This window comes from Amorphoplanes friuliensis DSM 7358 (assembly GCF_000494755.1).
GTDB lineage: Bacteria > Actinomycetota > Actinomycetes > Mycobacteriales > Micromonosporaceae > Actinoplanes > Actinoplanes friuliensis.
In genome coordinates, this window is record NC_022657.1 from 8,185,720 (window position 1) to 8,204,218 (window position 18,499).

At 69.4% G+C, this 18,499-nt stretch carries 16 protein-coding genes and 1 tRNA gene; 6 read left to right on the plus strand and 11 right to left on the minus strand.

Annotation, left to right across the window (positions count from 1 at the left end; genetic code table 11):
- Window positions 1-41: 41 nt before the first annotated feature.
- Genes AFR_RS37675 through argS form a run of 3 tightly spaced genes read right to left on the minus strand, consistent with a single transcriptional unit; the run spans window position 42 to window position 4,398 of the window.
- Window positions 42-1,349, minus strand: coding sequence for a homoserine dehydrogenase (locus AFR_RS37675; RefSeq protein ID WP_023562086.1), 1,308 nt, complete (start codon window positions 1,347-1,349; stop codon window positions 42-44).
- Window positions 1,346-2,731: a diaminopimelate decarboxylase gene (gene lysA, locus AFR_RS37680; protein ID WP_023562087.1), complete on the minus strand. Its 1,386-nt coding sequence runs from the start codon at window positions 2,729-2,731 to the stop codon at window positions 1,346-1,348. The genes AFR_RS37675 and lysA overlap by 4 nt, the downstream gene beginning before the upstream one ends.
- Before the next feature lie 2 nt (window positions 2,732-2,733).
- On the minus strand, window positions 2,734-4,398 hold the full coding sequence (gene argS, locus AFR_RS37685; protein ID WP_023562088.1) for an arginine--tRNA ligase: 1,665 nt from the start codon (window positions 4,396-4,398) through the stop codon (window positions 2,734-2,736).
- Window positions 4,399-4,494: 96 nt separating this feature from the next.
- Between argS and AFR_RS37690 the strand changes: the two genes are divergently transcribed.
- The 3 genes from AFR_RS37690 (at window position 4,495) to AFR_RS37700 (ending at window position 6,087) form a co-directional block, all read left to right on the plus strand.
- Window positions 4,495-5,286, plus strand: a complete 792-nt coding sequence (locus AFR_RS37690; protein WP_041841432.1) for a thioredoxin-like domain-containing protein — start codon at window positions 4,495-4,497, stop codon at window positions 5,284-5,286.
- Window positions 5,286-5,951: a DUF305 domain-containing protein gene (locus AFR_RS37695; RefSeq protein WP_023562090.1), complete on the plus strand. Its 666-nt coding sequence runs from the start codon at window positions 5,286-5,288 to the stop codon at window positions 5,949-5,951. The genes AFR_RS37690 and AFR_RS37695 overlap by 1 nt, the downstream gene beginning before the upstream one ends.
- A 64-nt stretch (window positions 5,952-6,015) precedes the next feature.
- A tRNA-Arg gene (locus AFR_RS37700) sits at window positions 6,016-6,087 on the plus strand.
- Between the two features lie 353 nt (window positions 6,088-6,440).
- Here AFR_RS37700 and AFR_RS37705 read toward each other — a convergent pair.
- Window positions 6,441-6,806 (minus strand): hypothetical protein, encoded by a 366-nt coding sequence (locus AFR_RS37705; protein ID WP_023562091.1) that lies wholly within the window; start codon window positions 6,804-6,806, stop codon window positions 6,441-6,443.
- Window positions 6,807-6,918: 112 nt separating this feature from the next.
- On the opposite strand from AFR_RS37705, the gene AFR_RS37710 reads away from it, so the two are divergent.
- Entirely contained in the window at window positions 6,919-7,824 is a 906-nt protein-coding gene (locus AFR_RS37710; RefSeq protein ID WP_238547186.1) for a zinc-binding dehydrogenase, read from the plus strand.
- Here AFR_RS37710 and AFR_RS37715 read toward each other — a convergent pair.
- Window positions 7,821-8,387 (minus strand): hypothetical protein, encoded by a 567-nt coding sequence (locus tag AFR_RS37715; protein ID WP_023562093.1) that lies wholly within the window; start codon window positions 8,385-8,387, stop codon window positions 7,821-7,823. The genes AFR_RS37710 and AFR_RS37715 overlap by 4 nt on opposite strands.
- Before the next feature lie 105 nt (window positions 8,388-8,492).
- On the opposite strand from AFR_RS37715, the gene AFR_RS37720 reads away from it, so the two are divergent.
- Window positions 8,493-9,164: an enoyl-CoA hydratase-related protein gene (locus AFR_RS37720; protein ID WP_023562094.1), complete on the plus strand. Its 672-nt coding sequence runs from the start codon at window positions 8,493-8,495 to the stop codon at window positions 9,162-9,164.
- Window positions 9,165-9,167: 3 nt separating this feature from the next.
- Here the strand turns inward: AFR_RS37720 and AFR_RS37725 are convergent, their stop codons facing one another.
- The 4 genes from AFR_RS37725 to AFR_RS37740 all read right to left on the minus strand — a co-directional run bounded on the left by AFR_RS37725 (window position 9,168) and on the right by AFR_RS37740 (window position 14,698).
- Entirely contained in the window at window positions 9,168-9,629 is a 462-nt protein-coding gene (locus tag AFR_RS37725; RefSeq protein ID WP_023562095.1) for a hypothetical protein, read from the minus strand.
- A complete protein-coding gene (locus AFR_RS37730; protein ID WP_023562096.1) occupies window positions 9,617-10,186 on the minus strand; it encodes an AAA family ATPase in 570 nt (189 codons plus the stop codon). The genes AFR_RS37725 and AFR_RS37730 overlap by 13 nt, the downstream gene beginning before the upstream one ends.
- Window positions 10,187-10,239: 53 nt before the next feature.
- The gene (locus AFR_RS37735; protein ID WP_023562097.1) at window positions 10,240-13,614 is read right to left on the minus strand and encodes a CARDB domain-containing protein; all 3,375 of its coding nucleotides are present in this window, start codon (window positions 13,612-13,614) and stop codon (window positions 10,240-10,242) included.
- 283 nt (window positions 13,615-13,897) lie between these two features.
- On the minus strand, window positions 13,898-14,698 hold the full coding sequence (locus tag AFR_RS37740; protein WP_023562098.1) for an SDR family NAD(P)-dependent oxidoreductase: 801 nt from the start codon (window positions 14,696-14,698) through the stop codon (window positions 13,898-13,900).
- A 63-nt stretch (window positions 14,699-14,761) separates the two neighbouring features.
- Between AFR_RS37740 and AFR_RS37745 the strand changes: the two genes are divergently transcribed.
- A complete protein-coding gene (locus AFR_RS37745; RefSeq protein WP_023562099.1) occupies window positions 14,762-15,538 on the plus strand; it encodes a helix-turn-helix domain-containing protein in 777 nt (258 codons plus the stop codon).
- On the opposite strand, the gene AFR_RS37750 is transcribed toward AFR_RS37745, so the two are convergent.
- Both AFR_RS37750 and AFR_RS37755 read right to left on the minus strand, forming a co-directional pair.
- Entirely contained in the window at window positions 15,535-16,926 is a 1,392-nt protein-coding gene (locus AFR_RS37750) for a class I adenylate-forming enzyme family protein (RefSeq protein ID WP_023562100.1), read from the minus strand. The two genes, AFR_RS37745 and AFR_RS37750, sit on opposite strands and share 4 nt — an antisense overlap.
- Window positions 16,916-18,460 (minus strand): NAD(P)-binding domain-containing protein, encoded by a 1,545-nt coding sequence (locus AFR_RS37755; RefSeq protein ID WP_023562101.1) that lies wholly within the window; start codon window positions 18,458-18,460, stop codon window positions 16,916-16,918. The genes AFR_RS37750 and AFR_RS37755 overlap by 11 nt, the downstream gene beginning before the upstream one ends.
- Between the last annotated feature and the right edge of the window lie 39 nt (window positions 18,461-18,499).

An 18,499-nucleotide genomic window follows, 5' to 3' on the forward strand; every position in this document is an offset into this window, starting at 1 on the left:
CCACGCCACCGAATAGCGGGACGCACGTCCACCTGGCGGGATTACACCCCGCCCTCGACCCGCAACACGCTGGCGATCGACCGCACGATGTCCAGCGAACGCAAATCCTCCACGGTGGCCGCCAGGTTGGCGTCCGGCGCACCGTGGGTCACGATCACGAGGGTCGCGTCCTCCTCCCGCCCGGACTGCCGGACGGTTGCGATGGACACCTCGTGTTTGGCGAAGACACCGGCGACGGTGGCGAGCACACCCTGACGATCCGCCACGTCGAGACTGATGTGATAGCGCGTGACCGACTCACCGATGGGCCGGATCGGCAGGTGCGCGTACGAGCTCTCGCTGGGCGCGCGGGTGCCCGAGATGCGGTTGCGGGCGGCCGCCACGATGTCGCCGAGCACTGCGCTCGCTGTGGGCGTACCCCCGGCTCCCCGGCCGTAGAACATGAGCTGCCCCGCGGCCTCGGCCTCGACGAAGACCGCGTTGAACGCGTCACCGACACCGGCGAGCGGGTGGCTGCGCGGGATCATCGCCGGGTGGACGCGGACGCTGACCGACTCGTTGCCGGTCGAGTCCGGGCCGCGCTGCGCGATGCAGAGGAGCTTGATCGTGCAGCCCATCTCCTTGGCGCTGGCCATGTCCGCCGCCGTCACACCGGTCATGCCCTCGCGGAACACGTCCGCGGCGGTGACCCGGGTGTGGAACGCCAGCGAGGCGAGGATGGCGGCCTTGGCGGCGGCGTCGAAACCCTCGACGTCGGCGGTCGGGTCGGCCTCCGCATAGCCGAGCTCGGTGGCCTCGTCGAGCGCCTCACCGAAGCCGGCGCCGGTCGCGTCCATCGACGACAGGATGAAGTTGGTCGTACCGTTCACGATGCCGGTGACCCGGGTGACGCGGTCACCGTGCAGCGACTCGCGCAGCGGCCGGAGCAGCGGGATCGCCCCGGCGACCGCGGCCTCGTAGTAGAGGTCGGCACCGCCCTCGGCGGCCGCGTCGTGCAGCGTTGCGCCGTCCTCGGCGAGCAGGGCCTTGTTGGCCGTGACGACACTCTTGCCGGCCCGCAGCGCCTCGGTCAGCCAGGTGCGCGACGGCTCGATGCCACCGACGACCTCGATGACCACGTCGACGTCGTCCCGCTTGACCAGGCCGAGCGCGTCGGTGGTGAAGAGCGCGGGGTCGATCGTGCCCCGCTGGCGACCGGGCCGGCGCACGGCGATGCCGACGAGCTCCAGAGGGGCGCCGATCCGGGCGGTCAGGTCAGCGGCCTGCTCGTGCAGCAGCCGCACGACCTCACTGCCGACAGTGCCGCAACCGAGCAGAGCCAGCCGAACCGCGGGCTTTTCAGAACTCATCCCACATCCAATGCGAGCAGATCATCTTCGGTCTCCCGGCGGACGATCACGCGAGACGCGCCGTCACGCACGGCAACCACCGGCGGCCGGGGCACGTGGTTGTAATTGCTGGCCATGCTCCGGCAGTACGCACCCGTACCGGGCACGGCGAGAAGATCTCCGGGCTGCACGTCGGCGGGCAGGAATTCATCCTTCACGACAATGTCCCCGGATTCACAATGCTTTCCCACGACGCGGGCGAGCAGCGGGGGCGCCTCGGACTTACGACCGGCCAATGTCGCCGAGTACGAAGCGTCGTAGAGCGCGGTACGGATGTTGTCGCTCATGCCGCCGTCGACACTCACGTACGTGCGGATGCCGTCCACGTCCTTGACCGTGCCCACCTCGTACAGAGTGAAGACAGAGGGACCGACGATGGCCCGGCCGGGCTCGATGGAGAGCTTGGGGATCTTCAGGGACGAGGCGTCGCACTCGCTGGCGATGATCTTGTTGATCCGCTTGGCCAGGTCCGCGGCCGGCGACGGGTCGTCCTGCGTCGTGTAGGCGATGCCGAAGCCGCCACCGAGGTCCAGCTCGGCGAGCTCGACCCCGCGGGCGTCGCGGATCTGCGCCTGCAGCTCGACCACGCGCCGGGTCGCAACCTCAAAACCGGACGTGTCGAAGATCTGCGAGCCGATGTGCGAGTGCAGGCCGTGCAGGTCGAGCACACCCTCGTCGAGCACCCGGATCGCCGCCTCGAACGCGGCCCCGCCGGCCAGCGAGAAGCCGAACTTCTGGTCCTCGTGGGCCGTCGCGATGAACTCGTGCGTGTGCGCCTCGACACCGACGGTGACCCGGATCAGGACCTTGGGCCGGACCCCACGCTCGGTGGCCAGCGCGGTCAGCCGGTCGATCTCCTGGAACGAGTCCAGGATGATCCGGCCGACACCCGCGTCCAGCGCCCGGGTCAGCTCGGACAGCGACTTGTTGTTGCCGTGGAAACCCATCCGCTCGGCCGGGAAACCCGCCGCCAGCGCGACGGCCAGCTCGCCACCGGTGCAGACGTCGAGGAAGAGTCCTTCCTCGTTCACGACCTTCACCACGGCCTTGCAGAGGAACGACTTGCCCGCGTAATAGACGTCCGCACCGGCGAAGGCCGAGGCGAAGTCGCGGCAGCGCGACCGCAGATCCTCCTCGTCGAGGAAGTAGGCCGGGGTGCCGTACTCTGCCGCCAGATCGAGGACGCTCACGCCCCCGATCTCCAGAGCCCCGGCGTCCGCGCGGGTCACGGTCCGCGGCCACAGCTGCGGCACCAGACCGTTGACGTCCTCGGGGGTACGCAGCCAGGCCGGCCCCCTGTTGCCGTGGTCGCCGTGCAGCGCCCCGGCCTCGTGTGCCCGCATGACTACATCCTCTCGGGCGCGGAGACGCCCAGTAGCGCCAAACCGTTCGCGATCACCGTTCGGGTGGCGTCGTTCAGCCACAGACGCGCCCGCATCAGGTCGGTGATCTCCTCGTCGCCCATCGGCGTGACCCGGCACTTGTCGTAGAACCGGTGGTAGTCGCCGGCCAGGTCCTCGAGGTAGCGGGCCACCCGGTGGGGCTCCCGCAGCTCGGCGGCGCTGCCGACCACGGCCGGATATTCGCCCAGCGCCTTGAGGAGGTCGTTCTCCTTCTCGTGCACGAGCAGCTCCGGCCGGAACGCGTCCGGCTCGCCCCGGGTCAGTCCCACCTCGGCCGCCTGACGGGCGACGCTGGCGGTCCGAGCAGCGACATACTGGACATAGTAGACAGGATTGTCGCTCTTCGCCCGCGTCCACAGGTCGATGTCGATGTCGATCGGCGAGTCCGACGAATAGCGCGCCAGGGCGTACCGGGTGGCGTCCACACCCAGGGCGTCGACGAAGTCCTCCAGCGTGATGACCGTGCCGGCGCGCTTGCTCATCCGCAGCGGCTCACCGTTGCGGACCAGGCTGACCAGCTGGCCGATCAGGATCTCGAGGTTCTTCTCCGGGTCGTCGCCGAAACACGCCGACATGGCCTTCATCCGGCCGATGTACCCGTGGTGATCCGCACCCAGCATGATCACGACCCGGTCGAAGCCACGCTTGCGCTTGTCCAGGTAGTAGGCGCAGTCCGCGGCAAAATAGGTCCAGTCGCCGTCCGACTTGCGCAGCACCCGGTCCTTGTCGTCACCGAACTCGGTCGTCCGCAGCCAGGTCGCGCCGTCGGCCTCGAAGATGTGCCCCTGCTCGCGCAGCCGGTCGAGAGCCTCCTGCAGCTCACCCCGGTCGTGCAGGTCCTTCTCGTTGAAGTACGTGTCGAAGTGCACGCCGAACTCGTCCAGCGACGCCCGGATCTCGGCGAACATCAGCTTCACGCCCTCGACCCGGAACACCTCCAGCGCCGCCGGCTCGTCGAGCTTCAGCACGTCGGGCGCGGTCGACTGCACCGCCGTGGCGATCTCCGCGATGTACGCGCCGCCGTACCCGTCCTCGGGCGCCGGCTCACCCTTCGCCGCGGCGTACAGGGAACGCGCGAAGCGGTCGATCTGCGATCCGGCGTCGTTGAAGTAGTACTCGGTGCCGACATCGGCGCCCGCGACCCGCAGCAAACGGGACAACGCGTCACCGACCGCCGCCCACCGGACACCGCCGATGTGCACGGGACCCGTGGGGTTCGCGGAGACGAACTCGAGGTTGATCCGCTGGCCGGCGAGACGGTCGGTGCGGCCGTACTCCTTCCCCGCCAGCACCACGTCCCGCGCCAGCACCCCGGCGGCGGCCGCGTCCAGCCGGATGTTGAGGAAGCCCGGCCCCGCGATCTCCACCGACTTGATGCCGGGCAAGCTGCTCAACTCCTCAGCGAGGGCCGCGGCCAGCTCACGCGGCGGCACACCCACCTTCTTGGTGAGCTGCATGGCCATCGTCGAGGCATAATCGCCGTGCTCAGGGTTACGGGGCCGCTCCACCGTCGTCGTCGCGGGCAGCAACGAGACGTCGAGGCCGCGGGTGACGAATACAGCACGCGCAGCTGTGAGAACGGTGGCAGCGAGGTCAGCGGGAGTCACCGAGCCATGCTATCCGGGTAGACTTTGGCGCCCGGCGGCGTACCGGGGCCTGCTCGCGGGCCCGGCCCGACCTTCCCCACGAATTGACGAGGCACGATGAGCATGAGCACCCCGGGTCCCGAACGGGTCCCGTCCACCGTGAAGGTCGACAAGACGTCGGGGCAGGGCAAACCCCCCGCCGCCAAGTCCACCGGCGCCAAGCCGGGAAGCCGTCCGCCGGGCAAGGGCCCCCAGGGCAAGGGCAAGGGCCGCAAGCCCGTCACCCCCGTCAAGGTCAGCGGTGGCCGCAACTGGGGCCCCATCGCGGTCGCCGGCGTGGTCGTCCTGATCGCGGTCGGGATCATCGGGTACGGCGTCTTCGCGTCCGTCAAGGGCACCCAGCCCTGGCAGGACCGCGCCGCCGGCATCGAGGGCATCGTCAACTACCGCGAGAAGAAAGACCCCGCGATCGACTCGCAGGAGCACAAGGAAGGCCCCCAGACGTACGTGACGAACCCGCCCGTCGGCGGCGCCCACAACTCCGTCTGGCAGAACTGCATGGGTGACGTCTACCCCGAGCCCATCGCCAACGAGCACGCGGTCCACAGCCTCGAGCACGGCGCGGTCTGGGTGACGTACAAGCAGGGCCTCGCCGCCGACCAGGTCGCCAAGCTGCAGGAAAAGGTCGAAGGCCGGGACTTCATGCTCATGAGCCCCGTCGCGAACCTCGACAAGAACATCTCCCTGCAGGCCTGGGGCTACCAGCTCAAGCTCGACAACGCCGACGACGGCCGCATCGACGAGTTCATCAAGGACCTCCGCCTGAACGCCTCCCTGGAGCCCGGCGCCGCCTGCTCCAGCGGCAACACGACGACCGGCCCGCTGCAGGCCGCCGCCCCGGGCAACTGATGACCGTCTCCACCGAGTCGAACGCGCCGGCCCCGGCCGACGCCCCGATCAACGGCGCCACCCCGACCGGCCGCAACCGGTTCGGGGTGGCGACCCTCGCCGTCGTGCTCGTCCTCGGCCTGATCGCCGGCCTCGCCATCGGCTTCTTCGCCACCCGCACCAGCACACCGGGGGACGACTCCGTCGAGGCCGGCTTCCTGCGCGACATGAGCACCCACCACGCGCAGGCGGTGGAGATGTCGATGATCGCCCACGCGAACTCGACCAACGCGGCGGTCGTCACCCTCTCCGGCGACATCGCCCTCACCCAGCACGGCCAGATCAACTACATGCAGGCCTGGCTCCGCGACTGGAACCTCAGCCCCAGCAGCAGCCAGCCGCCGATGGCCTGGATGAAAAACGCTCAGGGCTCGGTCCAGAACGGCCTGATGCCCGGCATGGCCACCCCGGAGCAGCTCGCCACCCTCCGCAAAGCCACCGGTGTTGACCTCGACACCCAGTTCCTGACCCTGATGCGCCAGCACCACCTCGGCGGCATCCACATGGCCCAGGAAATCCTCGACGAGTCGGACGACCCCGACGTCACCTGGCTGGCCCAGTCGATGGTCCGTAGCCAGCAGAGCGAGATCAACCTGATCGACTCGATGCTCAAGACCCTGCAGTAACCCGGCGCGCCGCGGAACCGGTTGGCGACCCTTCCGCGGCGCCTGCTAGGCTCATTCTCGCTGAGCCCCCGTAGCTCAGGGGATAGAGCGTCGCCCTCCGGAGGCGAAAGCGCAGGTTCGAATCCTGCCGGGGGCACTTTTTCTTTTTGGGTCGTTGGCCATGTGGTCGGCGGCCTTTTTTGTTTGTTCTTTTGGTTGCGGTGGGACGGTTGGGGCCGGGGGTGACCCAGCTGACTGTGGAGCGTTTTATGTCCTGCTGGGTCACCCCCGGCCCCAACCTTGCATGGGTTTTTCTCTTGCCAGGATTTTGGTACTTCGGGGCTGGGTGCTTCTGGGCCTTGGGTGATCCCCTTGCGGTGGTGGTCTGGCTGCCGCTCGGTGGTGGCCGGTGGGGATTTGGGTCCGGCAGGCCGGCGTGGGTGGTGGGTCAGGCGGACGTACCTTGCCGGTTGCGGCGGTGGGCGGCAGCGTTGCGACCAAATTGTCGGGCTACTTGTAGCTGGCGTGAATGATTAGTTTGTTGCCGCGGGGGTGGGCGCCCAGGTGGACCGAGGCTGGGTTGAGCAGCGTCGGGTTTTCGGTTCGGGCGGTTGAGAGGTTCAGTTCGTCGGCCAGGTCCTCGGGTGACTGGCCGGGCGGGGGTTGGACTGTGCGCACACGGGAACAGCCGCCGGAGCCGCAGGACAGGTCCTCGTCGAGGATCGTTGCTCCGGGTGGTAGGTCCGGCATTCGTGAGTCCGGTGGTAGCAGGCCTTCGGAGGCGAATGCGGTGATGAACAGGAACGACAGCCACCAGCACAGGGCGGCGGCCAGGATGGCCGTTATGGAGCCGCCGATCACCAGGCGCTTGATCACGGGGCGAGGGTAGCCAGGGGCAGCCAATCGCCTTGCTTGACCTCAACGGTTGTTGAGGTTTTAGCGTTCGGGCATGCGTGCGATTCGAGTTTTTGCGTACGGGGGTCCGGAGGTGTTGGTTCCGGTGGATCTGCCTGAGCCGCGGGCCGGCGACGGTGAGGTGGTCATCCGTGCCGCGGCCATCGACACGATCTACGTCGAGACGCAGATTCGTGGTGGCTGGGGTGAGAGGTTCGGTGTGAGCCCGCCGTACGTGCCGGGGGGCGCGGCAGCGGGCACGGTGGTCGCCGTCGGGCCGGGCGTTTCGGCGTCCTGGGTTGGGCGGCGGGTCGTTGCGGGTGCGGGAACGCGGGGGTCCTACGCCGAGTTCGTCCGCACCGGGGTTGAGCGGGTGGTGCCGGTTCCGGATGGGCTCGGGTTGCGGGAGGCGGCTGCTCTTGCTCACGACGGGGTGACCGCGATGGGCATTCTCGACGGCGTCGGCCTCGGGCCCGGTGATCGCGTATTGATTCTCGGGGCCGCGGGCGGGATGGGGACACTGCTGGTCCAGCTCGCCCGGCGGCATCAGGCGCACGTCACGGGGGCTGCCCGCGGTGTAGACAAGCTGGCCCTGGTGCGCCGGCTCGGCGCCGATGCGGTTGTTGACTACAGCGTTGAGGGGTGGACCGGCGCCTTCGAGGGGTGGTCCGTGGATGTGCTGCTGGACGGTGTCGGTGGCACGTTGGGCGCTGAGGCGTTCGAGCTGGTTGTCGATGGTGGGCGGGTTTCGGCGCACGGGGCGGCGAGTGGCGAATTTGCCCCGGTGCAGGCGGAGCGCGGCATTCGTCTGCGAGGCATCGCCGACGTTCAGTTCAGCGCCGCCGAGATGGTGCGGTTGACGGCGCGGGCGCTGGGCGAGGCCGCGGAGGGACGGATCAGTCCGGTGATCGGGCGCGAATATCCGTTGTCCGCCGCTGCGGAGGCTCACCGCGCGATCGAGGCTCGGTCGATCGCGGGGAAAGCTCTGCTGATTCCCTAGGCGACCATCAGGTGGTAGGTGACGTTGACGGTGAAGCCGTGGCCGTCGCCGCCGGAGAATTGGACTACGTGGGGGCCTGGGGGCAGGGGGTCGAGTTTGCGCCAGATGCCCCAGACCGTCGTGGGGATCCGGGCCTTGGTGCGGGTCACCGGGTTCAGGGCGGCGCCGGCGACCTCGAAGGGGATCGGGGTCGCGATCACGTCCAGCTCGTACGGCCGGCCGTCGACCAGCAGGGTGCCGAAGGCGTGCGGCATGCTGCTGGGCGGGCCCTGCGCCGGCCAGTGCCACATGTTGAAGGCCGGGAAGAACAGGGGGCGGCCAGCGGGGACGGGGCAGCTGCGCTCGGCGTTGTCGCCGAAGGTGCCGGCGAGGAACCAGACGTCGTCGGGCTGGTTGATGTCGGCGTAGAGGCCGGAGTCGTCGCCGACCGGGTTGCGGACCGGGCCGATGCCGGCGACCCAGCGGACCCAGCGGGCCGCGAGTCCTTCCGGGGACATCGGGGGGTACGGCAGGGGTGCGACCGACCGGCCGCCGCCGCCGAACAGGCGGGAGAACATCGACATGGCGCGCAGGTTACTCGATCATCGACGGGCGTAGGTGCCCCTTGCCAGCTAAGTTACCGGCTAGTAACGTCCGGTGGGCTTTGATCCTGCTGCGAGGGAGCCGCCGTGCCGACCCTGGACCGCCAGAACGACGTGTTTGTGCTCGACCTCGGCGACGGCGAGAACCGCTTCCACCCCGACTGGCTCACCGCGGTCAACGCGGCTCTGGACGAGGTCGAGCAGGCGGACGGCGCCCGGGCGCTGGTGACCGCGGCGACCGGCAAGTTCTACTCGAACGGTCTCGACCTCGAGTGGCTCGGTGAGCACGGCGACCAGTTCGAGGCGTACGTGGTCAGTGTCCACGACCTGTTCGCGCGCTTCCTGTCGTTGCCGATGACCACCGTGGCGGCGTTGCAGGGCCACACGTTCGCGGCCGGGGCGATGTTGTCGCTCGCGCACGACTTCCGGGTGATGCGCGCCGACCGTGGTTACTGGTGCCTGCCGGAGGTCGACATCGACATCCCGTTCTCGCGGGGCATGTCGGCGCTGGTCCAGTCGCGTCTTGCTCCGCAGACCGCGCACGAGGCGATGACCACCGCGCGTCGCTACGGCGGGCCGGACGCCCTCGCCGCGGGCATCGTCGACCGCATCACCGACGAAGGTGCCGTCCGCGCGACGGCGGTGGAGATCGCCGCCTCCCGGGCGCCGAAAGCGGGCGACATCCTCGGGACGATCAAGACCCGCATGTACGCCACAGTCCTGCAGACGTTGCGCGACAAGGAGAACCCGCTCGGGTGAGCCTCAGCGCAGGTGAGCGAGCTCGTCGATGACGCGCGCCGGCGGGCCGGTGAAGCAGAACTCGTCGCGTGGCTGGTAGGCGAGGTTCAGCGTGTCTGAGCGGTAGCTCCACTCGCCCGTACAGTGGCCGACCAGGCGGTAGTTGATCTGCCAGCGCAACCACTCCCCCGGGTTCAGGCGGACGGCCGGCGGACGGCTCCGGGGCGGCATCGGGGCGATCGCGGTCACGTGGACGCGGAGGCGACCGTCGGCTTCGGACAGTTGCACACCTTCGGGGAGGGTGTCGCCGACCGATGAACCGGTGTCGAAGTCACTCCCCTCGTCCATGACCACTTGGTGGGTCAGGGGCACGCGGAACACCGGTAGGGGGAACGCCACCGGCAGGGCGTTGCGGCGGGCCGCCTCCGCACCGCCGCGGGACTTCTTCGTCCAGGTTGTGCGGACCCACTGGGCTACGACATCCATGGCAGTCCAAATCTGGTGATGGTCCGGTCGGCGACCTCGGCGGGAGTCAGATCGGTGTTGTTGATGCGGAGGTAGTCGTCGCGGCCGGTGAATTCGTCGATGGAGTTCAGGCGGTATCGCTCGTCGTCGGCGAGGAGCAAGCGGCGGGAGAATTCGAGGTTGCGCTTCGAGGGCTTCTCCGCGAGGCGGAACTCGCCGGTGTTGCGGCGCAGGCGTTCCTCCTGGGTCGCTTCCAGCTCCAGGTATCGGGCCCGGTCACCGAACGGGGCCACGTACTTCGCCACCGTGCGGGCGTCCCCGGGGTGGTCGAAGGCCCAGACGAACGTGAACACCAGGCCGGGCAGGTCACTGGCCGCGACCTCGTCGAGGATCGCCTGACGGAAGCCGTCCACCAGGCGCTGGAACGGCGGGGTGCCGAACTCGAAGTACCGCAGCGCCGGCTCGATCGCGATGTGGTTGTGGAAGAGCCGCAGGCCGGTGCGTTCGGCGATCTCGTGACCGACCGACATCTTCCCCACGGCGGGCGGGCCGAAGATGAGCAGCAGCGTCGGGGACATCGGGACAGGGTAATGGCCCCCGGCCGAGGCCGGGGGCCATTTAATTCACGCGGTCAGCTGCCCGCGATGGTGAACTGCGAGCCCGGCTGGATGACGATGTTGCCGTCGGCCGAGTTGGTGATGGTGACGTTGGAGAGCGTCGCGTTGCCGCGGGCGCCGCTCATGGCCAGAATGCCCGCGCCGTTGACGGACCGGTCGATTTTGACGTTGGTGATGGCGACGTTCGGCATGTTGCCGCCGCCGTTCTTGAACTGGATGCCGTCGTACGTCGAGTCGATGATTTCGGTGTCGCGGATGGTGACGCCGGTGATGTCCTTCGTCGACGGGAACAGCGTGATCGCCCCGAACTCCTGGTCCTCGTTCCAGAACGCGCCGCCCGTACGGTAGAGGCCGTTGTTGGCGATCAGGGTCGTGCCGCCGAACGGGAGCGGGCTGTGATCGGTGGCCAGCATGATGCCCGGGTAGTTCATCGTGTCGAAGACCAGGTTGTTCTCGATCGAGTTGTTGGAACCGCCGTAGATGGCGATGCCGTTCGCCCGCCACGGCAGCTGCACCGTGTTGTTGACGAAGTGGTTGTTCGACGCGATGTCGACCGCCTGGTCCTTCACGTACGGGTTGGCCCAGACTGCCAGCGAGTCGTCACCCGTCGTCCGGAAAGACGAGTTGAAGACGCGTGAGTTGCGGGTGCCGTTGCTGAAGTTGATGCCGTCCGCGAACGTGTTCCGGATCCGCATGCCGGAGAATTCCAGGGTGTCGCCCGGGTTCCAGTACGCGGGGGTGTCGGAGTAGTCGCGGCCGACCCAGGCGCCGACGTTCACGTGCTCGATCCACACGTTGCTGATCTTCGTGTTCTTGCCGAACCGGCCGTTGAGGCCGTGGCCGCGGTTCGCCCGGTTCTGGGTGTTGCCGAAGATCGCCAGGTCGGAGATCTGGGTGTTGTCGTCGATGTCGAAGCCGACGTTGCCCTCGTGCGGGTGGTTGATGTTGCCGACCACGTTCTGCGGCTGGGTGTTCGAGTACAGCTGGGTGTGCCACATGCCGGCGCCGCGGATCACGACGTTGCGCAGGCCCTTCTGGTTGTACTGGCCGCGGGCGGGGTCCGGCGAGAGGATCTTCTGCTCCTGGCGCCACTGACCGGCGGGGATCCAGACACAACTGATCACGCCGTTCTCGTCGTCGGTCACGGCGCGCTGGATCGCGGCCGTGTCGTCGTTGCCGTCGTTCGGGACCGCACCGTACGTGGTGATCGAGGTGCAGCCGGACGGCTGGGTCGCCGCGGGTGCCACCTGCTCCAGGTCGATGAGGTCGATGATGTAGAACGACGCGGTGTCGGCGGCGTCCCGCTGCAGCTTGAAGCGGGTGCCGGCCGGGTACGACTGCGCGAGCAGCGCGTGCGACTCGTCGAAGAGGCGCCGGGCGTCGGCCGAGGGCGAGTTCGACAGTGACTCGGTGTCGTCGGTCGTGCCGTAGAGCCAGCTGTTGCGGGACGAGAGTGTCAGCTTCTGCACGAACTGGTCGTTGGCGTAGAGGCTGAGGCTGTAGTCCTGGCCGCCACCGCTCGGCGCGTCGGGCACCGAGTTGCGGACGACGATCGAGTTCGACGCGGTGGTCGAGGTGAACTCGACGAACTGCCCCGTGCTGTTCAGGCGGACCGACTTACGACCCGAGGACTCGGTGCCGAAGTTGGTGTGCCCGAACGTCCGCAGTGCATCCGTCTCGACCAGCGTTCCCGAGTAGCGGGCGGCTTCGGCCTCGTACTCGACGTACGGCACCGAGGCGCCGCGGCCGACGACCACCGCGCGGGAGAGGGTGTTGTTGTTCTCGTTGGTCTCGGCGACAGCGTTGGCCGCGTCCGCCGTGGCCGTCACGGTCGCGCCGCCGCTGGTGGCGGTCCAGGTGCCGCTGATCGCAACGGTGGTGGTGGCACCGGCCGCGATCGCCGGGGTGCTGCCGTTCAGCGTTGTGCTGCCCACCGTGATGCGGGTCGTGGACGCACCGGCGGCGCTGATGCCCCGGTTGTTCACGGCGACGGTGAAGGAGACCGCCGCACCCGCGGCCGGGTTCGCCGGGTTGGTCGTGATGCCCGTGACCTGCAGGTCCGGGCCGGGCGCCTGACCGACGACCAGCTGCGTGGACGCGGTGAAGGTGTTGTTGGCGTTGTTCTGCTCCGCGACGATGTTGGCCGGGTCGACCGTCGTCGCGACGCTGTAACTGCCCATCGGCTGCGCCCCGACGTTCGCCGAGACGGTGGTCGTGGCGCCGGCGGCGAGAGCACCGACGTTTGCGCTGCCCACCACCGTGCCGCCGAGCTTGAAGTCGACCTTGTTCGCCGCGGCGGCCGCCGTGCCCTGGTTCTTCACCGTGGCCGACAGGGTGATCGCGGTGCCCTCACTGGGGGCGGTCGGCGTCCACGTCGTACCGGTGACAACAAGGTCGGGGTTGGGTGCGGCCGTGCCGAGCACCTGGAAGTCGGCGACCTGACCACCGGGAGCACCGGTGTTGCTGAAGATCTGCAGCTGGACGTCGGAGACACGGCCGCTGACCGGGATGGTGACGGAGTTCTGGTTGGTCGCCGGGTTGAACGTGTAGTCGGCGCGGGCCTTCAGCGACGTGAAACCGGTGGCGGTCTGCGCGCGGCCGAGGACCTGGATGTTCTGGATCCTGGTGCCCCACGCCGGATCCGGGTTGAGCTTGACGACCACGCCGGTGACGTCGGCGTCCGCGCCCAGCTTCACCGTCAGCGTCGCCGGGAAGCCGTTGGACTCCCAGTAGCTCGTCGGGCTGCTGTCGTTGGCGTTGGCCGGCACGAAGTTGAAGATCGAGGAGGACGCCTCGATCGGCTTGCCCGTGGCCAGGTTGGCGCCGGCCGGCGGGTCGGGATCCGGGTCGGGGTCGGTGGTGCCACCGCCCACGCCGTAGATCTCGAACTCGGACAGCTGAGCGGCGGGCCAGCCTGTGTTGCCGGTGACGTTCACCCGCACGTACCGGACGGTCGCGGCGGTGAAGTTGACCGTGACCGTGTTGGCCGAGGCGGGATCGAAGACCCGGCCGGCCGAGGGCGAGAGGGTGCTGAAGCTGCTGCCGTTGGTGCTGCCCTGCACGCTGAGCGTCTGCGTACGGGCGCCCCACGCGGTTGCGGGCGGCAGCTTGAGCACCACCTGGTCGACCGCGACGGCACTGCCGAGGTCGATCTGCGCCCACTGCGGGAACGCGTTGGACGGGCTTTCCCAGTACGAGTTCGCGTTGCCGTCGTTGAGGTTGCCGGCGCCGTACGGGCCGTTGCTGCCGCTGGAGGAGGCCGGCTTGCCGAGGGAGAGGTTGGGTCCGCCGGCCGCGAGGGCGGGCGTGGGCGTGAGCGCCGCGGCGGCGACCAGGCCCGCCGCGAAGAGGCCGCTGAGCAGCCTCCGGCTGAGGTGCTTCCGTTTCATGGCGTCCTTGTTCTGTGAGGAAGACAGACGGGATCGCCGCGGGAGCCACACCGCCGGCGGGTACGCGGCAGCGCAGCGCGCGGTAGGGGTGCGCGATGTCGGAGGAACGGGGGGAGGGGGTCTGCCACGATCTTTCGGGGAGCGCCGCAGAAATTACGCGGTGGCTGCCAACTTCTTGCGGCGCGGGGCATTCAATGTTTCAGATGTGTCACTGGTTCGTCAACGGCCCGCGAAAGATGTGAACACTGAGGACGGTCGGACGCGCACCCCTCCACTGAGCAGCTCAGGACCCCAGGGCACGCCCCTCTTCCCAGGTCCGGAGGCGCTCGCGGTAGACGCGCTCGGCCACGGCGTACGGGAAGGAGCCGAGGAAGAGACGCAGTGGCGGCTCGGTGGAGTCGGCCAGCGCCAGGATGGTCTGCGCGGTCGCAGCCGGGTCGTCGGGCGCACGACCGGCCGCTCCGGCGCGGCGGGCATCCCGCACCGGCTCGTACGCGGGGATCGGCTCGGTGTGCACCGCCGAACTCCCGGACCAGCCCGTGCCGTACGGGCCGGGTTCGACGATCGTGACCTTGATCCCGAGCCCGGCCACCTCCTGGGCGAGCGACTCGCTCAGGCCTTCGAGGGCCCACTTCGACGCGTGGTAGAGCCCGAGCGACGGGAACGCCGCGATGCCGCCGATGCTCGACACCTGCAGGATGCGGCCGTCACCCTGCGCCCGCATGATCGGCAGCACGGCCTGTGTCACCCACAGCGCACCGAAGAGGTTGGTCTCCAGCTGCGCGCGGGCCTGCTCCTCGGTGGTCTCCTCGACCATGCCGAAGAGGCCGTACCCCGCGTTGTTGACCACGATGTCGAGCCGGCCGAAGTGGTGCGCCGCCTGCTCGACGGCCGCGAACACCGCCGGCCGGTCGGTGACGTCGAGGACGAGCGGCAGGATGCTGTCGCCGTACGTGTCGATGAGGGGTTCGAGGTCTTCGAGGTGCCGGGCGGTGGCGGCGACGCGGTCGCCGCGGCCGAGCGCCGCCGACGTCCAGACGTTGCCGAGACCACGGCCCGCACCGGTGATGAACCAGGTTTTCATGACTCCCACGCTGCTGCCGCGCGACCGCGGTAGCCAGTACCGCCCCAGGGCTACGCTGCAGGGATGGCCGGGCTGCTCGGTGACTTCCTCAAAGCGCGCCGCGCCCTGCTGCTGCCGGGAGACGTCGGACTCCCCGGGTACGGACGCAGGCGCGTAGCCGGTCTGCGCCGTGACGAGCTCGCCGGACTGGCCGGCGTCAGCGCGCACTATCTGATGCGTCTCGAGCAGGGCCGCGACCGCCACCCGTCCCCGCAGGTCCTGGACGCGCTGGCCCGGGCGCTGCGACTGGACGCCGACACCACCGCGCACCTGCACGCGCTGGCGCAGCCGCCGGCATTTCCGCCGCCACGGCCACTCGATCCGGCGGTGCAGCGGCTGCTCGACGACTGGGCCGGCACTCCCGCGTACGTGCGGGGCCGTCACCTCGACGTGCTGGCCGGCAACAAGCTCGCGGCGGCGCTGTCGCCCATGTATGCCGCCGGGCGCAACCTCGCCCGGGACATCTTCCTGGAACCGGAGGCCCGCAAGCTCTTTGCCGACTGGGAGGTCATCGCCGAACAGACGGTGGCGGCGTTGCGGGCCGGCGCTGATCCGCGGGACCCGGCCCTGGCCGCGCTCGTCGCCGAGCTGGACCGGGATCCCGACTTCCGGCGCTGGTGGGCGCGGCACGACGTGCGACCGGCCCGTGACGAGACCAAGCGGTTCCACCACCCGGTGGTCGGCCCGCTGACCCTGCGCCGCCAGGCCCTCACCGTGGCCGGCGCCCTGGACCAGGTGATCATCGCCTACCAGGCCGAGCCGGGCAGCGACTCGGCCAAGCTCCTGTCGCGGCTCGGCTAAGGCGTCAGCTGCGTCTTGTCGGGCTTGCCGCTCGGGGCGACGGGGACCCGGTCGATCAGGGTGACCGTGCGGGGCACGGCGTTCGGGCCCAGCCGCTCCCCCACCAGTTTGCGCAGCGTCCCCGTGTCGGGGGTCCGGCCGTTGACCGGCACCACGTACGCGTGGATCGCCTCGCCGGTGTCCTCGTCCGGGCGGCCGACCACGTACGCCTCGGCGACGTCCGGGTCGGTTGCCAGGGCTCGTTCGATCGGCCCGGCGTAGAGTAGTTCGGCGTTCACGATGATCACGTCGCGGACCCGGCCGAGCAGCCGCAGCAGGCCGTCGTCGCCCAGGCTCGCGAGGTCACGCGTACGCACCCAGCCGTCGACGAAGACCTCGGCGGACTCCTCGGGCTCGTGCCAGTAGCCGGAGGCCTGGGACGGGGTGCGGACGTAGAGCTCGCCGTCGCGGATCGACACGTCGACAACTGCGGGTGGCCGTCCGACCGAGGACAGTGCCGCCTCCGACGAGGCCGAGTCCGGTGTGCTCATGGCGATCATGCCGGTCTCGGTCTGGCCGTAGCCGTGGAAGACCACCGGGCCGAGAACCTCGAGGGCCTCCCGCAGCCGGCCCGGCTCCAGCGGTGAGCCGGAGACCATCAGGGCGCCGAGATTACTCAGGTCCACGGGGTGTTCCTGCTGGTCACGGACGAGCCGGTGCAATTTGCCGACCGTGATGACGCTGGCGGTCGCGCGGTGCCGGACGAGTGAGTCCGGGAAGGCCGGTGCGTGCGCGGCGACCAGGGTGCCGCCCGCGGCGAGGGTCAGGATGCCGTATTCGAGCATGACCTGGCTGCTCAGCGAGCCGAAGACCAGATAGCGGTCCAGCCGGCCGGCCAGCTCACGGATCGCCGGTGGCCAGCGGTCCGGGTACGGCGCCCAGGCGGCGGACATGGCCGCGTACGTCTGGACGCAGCCCTTGGGACGGCCCGTGCTGCCGCTGGTGTAGATGATCCGTGCGATGTCGTCCGGCCGGCCCGCTGCCACCAGAGGTTCGTCGGGTGCGGCGAGCAGGCCGTCGAGCTCGTCCGGTCCGATCAGGACGGCGTGGTCGCGGCTCAGCAGGTCGGCCAGCTGTTCCGGGGGCAGACCGGGACGGATGCCCGAGACGCGGGCGCCGACCGCAAAGGCGGCGATGGTCGCGGCGAACGCCTCCGCCGAGACACCGGCGAGGACGGCGACACCGGCGCCGGGGCCGATACCCGCGGCTCGCAGACCGGCCGCCGCCCGGCGGACGAGCACCAGCAGCTCCCCCGCGCCGACCACGCGGGGGCCGTCCTCGAACACCGGCCGGTCGCCTCCCGCCGCGAGCAGGTCGAGGATCGGTTGCGGCCAGACATCAGTGGGCATCGGCCAGGACACCCTTGATGAAAACGGCCAGCGGCTGCTGGTGCACGGCCGGGAGATTCCAGTGGTTCTCCAGGTTCTCGGCGAGGTGGTGCTCGGCGACGACCGTGCCGCCCCGGTGCACGCGGACCACCGGATGCAGGTAACTCGCGTCGTGGGCCGCACTCGCGTCGTTCTCGGCGATACGCGGCACCGAGATGTCGAACGGGTCGACCGTGTCGTGATCCGGGCCGTACTCCAGCGTGGTGACGAAGGCCAGCGGCGCGGGGCCCAGGCCGCCGTCCTTCAGGTACGCGACCGGCACCTCCTCGTGGTGGTCGGCCGTGTCGCCGCTGACGGTGATCACGTCGCCGAGGACGGCGAACTGCTGCCACAGCGCGGAGGTGCGGTTGATCCGGGCGATGATCGCGTCGGTGATCGCCTCCGGTGTGGCTTCGAGGCGTGTGGCCGGCCACGGCGTCTGGTGGTGCCGGGCGCCCAGGATGCGGTGCAGCGCCCGCGTGCCGTACCGGAAGCCGTGGATGAACCCGCTGGTCGACTTCTTGAAGTCACGCTGCTGGGTCAGCGTGCCCGCGAAGTACAGGCCGGGGACGTTCACCGACTCGTACGCGGAGGTCTGCTCGGGGAACCGGTCGTTGATGACCAGCGCGGGGCGGCACGAGTCGTCGAAGATCGACGCGTCGAAGCGGAAGCCGGTGCAGAGGATGACCCGGTCGTACTCGAGCACACGGACGGCTTCGACCGTGCGGGCGTACCGGAAATCGACCCGGAAGCCGCCCTCCGGGCGCCGGGAGATGCGCTCGATCGTGCCGTCGAGGACGGCGTTCTGGGATTTGAGCTGGTAGGTGTCGAGGAAGTTGTTGTTGACCGCGCGCAGGTGGCCGACGTAGTGCGTCTGCCAGGCCAGCTTGATCGAGTGCGGGCCGGCGACGTGGATCACCGCGGCCGTCTCGATCAGGGCGTCGGCGGTCTCGAAGCCCGAGTTGCCCTTGCCGACGATCAGCACCCGCTGGTTGACGAAGTCGTCCGGGTCGACGCTGACGGTGTCGTAACGTTCGGCGAGGTCGGCGCCCTCGATGTCCGGTACGTGGAGCTGCGAGACGCCGGTGGCGACCACGACACGACGGGCCTGCCAGCTGCGGTCGCCGGCCTCGACGAGGAAGGCCTCACCGTCCCGGGAGACCCGCGTGACCCCCGTGTCGTAGGTGATGGCGAGCCCTTCGGCGAAGTCGGCGAGGTAGCGCACGAGGTCCTCGGCGCCGGGGAAGTACCGCTTGCTGTAGTGGCGGAAGAGCCGCGCCGGATCGTCGGTGAGCAGCGAGTTCCAGTCGGCGCGGAGGTTGAACTCCGGGTCGTCCGAGCCGGTCCAGATCTTGTTGATGGAGATCAGTTGCCGGTGCCGCGGATAGGTGCGGAAGAACGTGCCCGGGCCCGGTCCGGCCTCCAGGACGACGTAGTCATGACCGTCGCGCTCCAGCAGGGCCGCGAGCTGCAGACCGGCGGGGCCGGCCCCGATGATCAGGTAGTCGTGCGTCATGCGAGGGGAACCTAGCCGGGCGAAATCAGAACGTTCTGA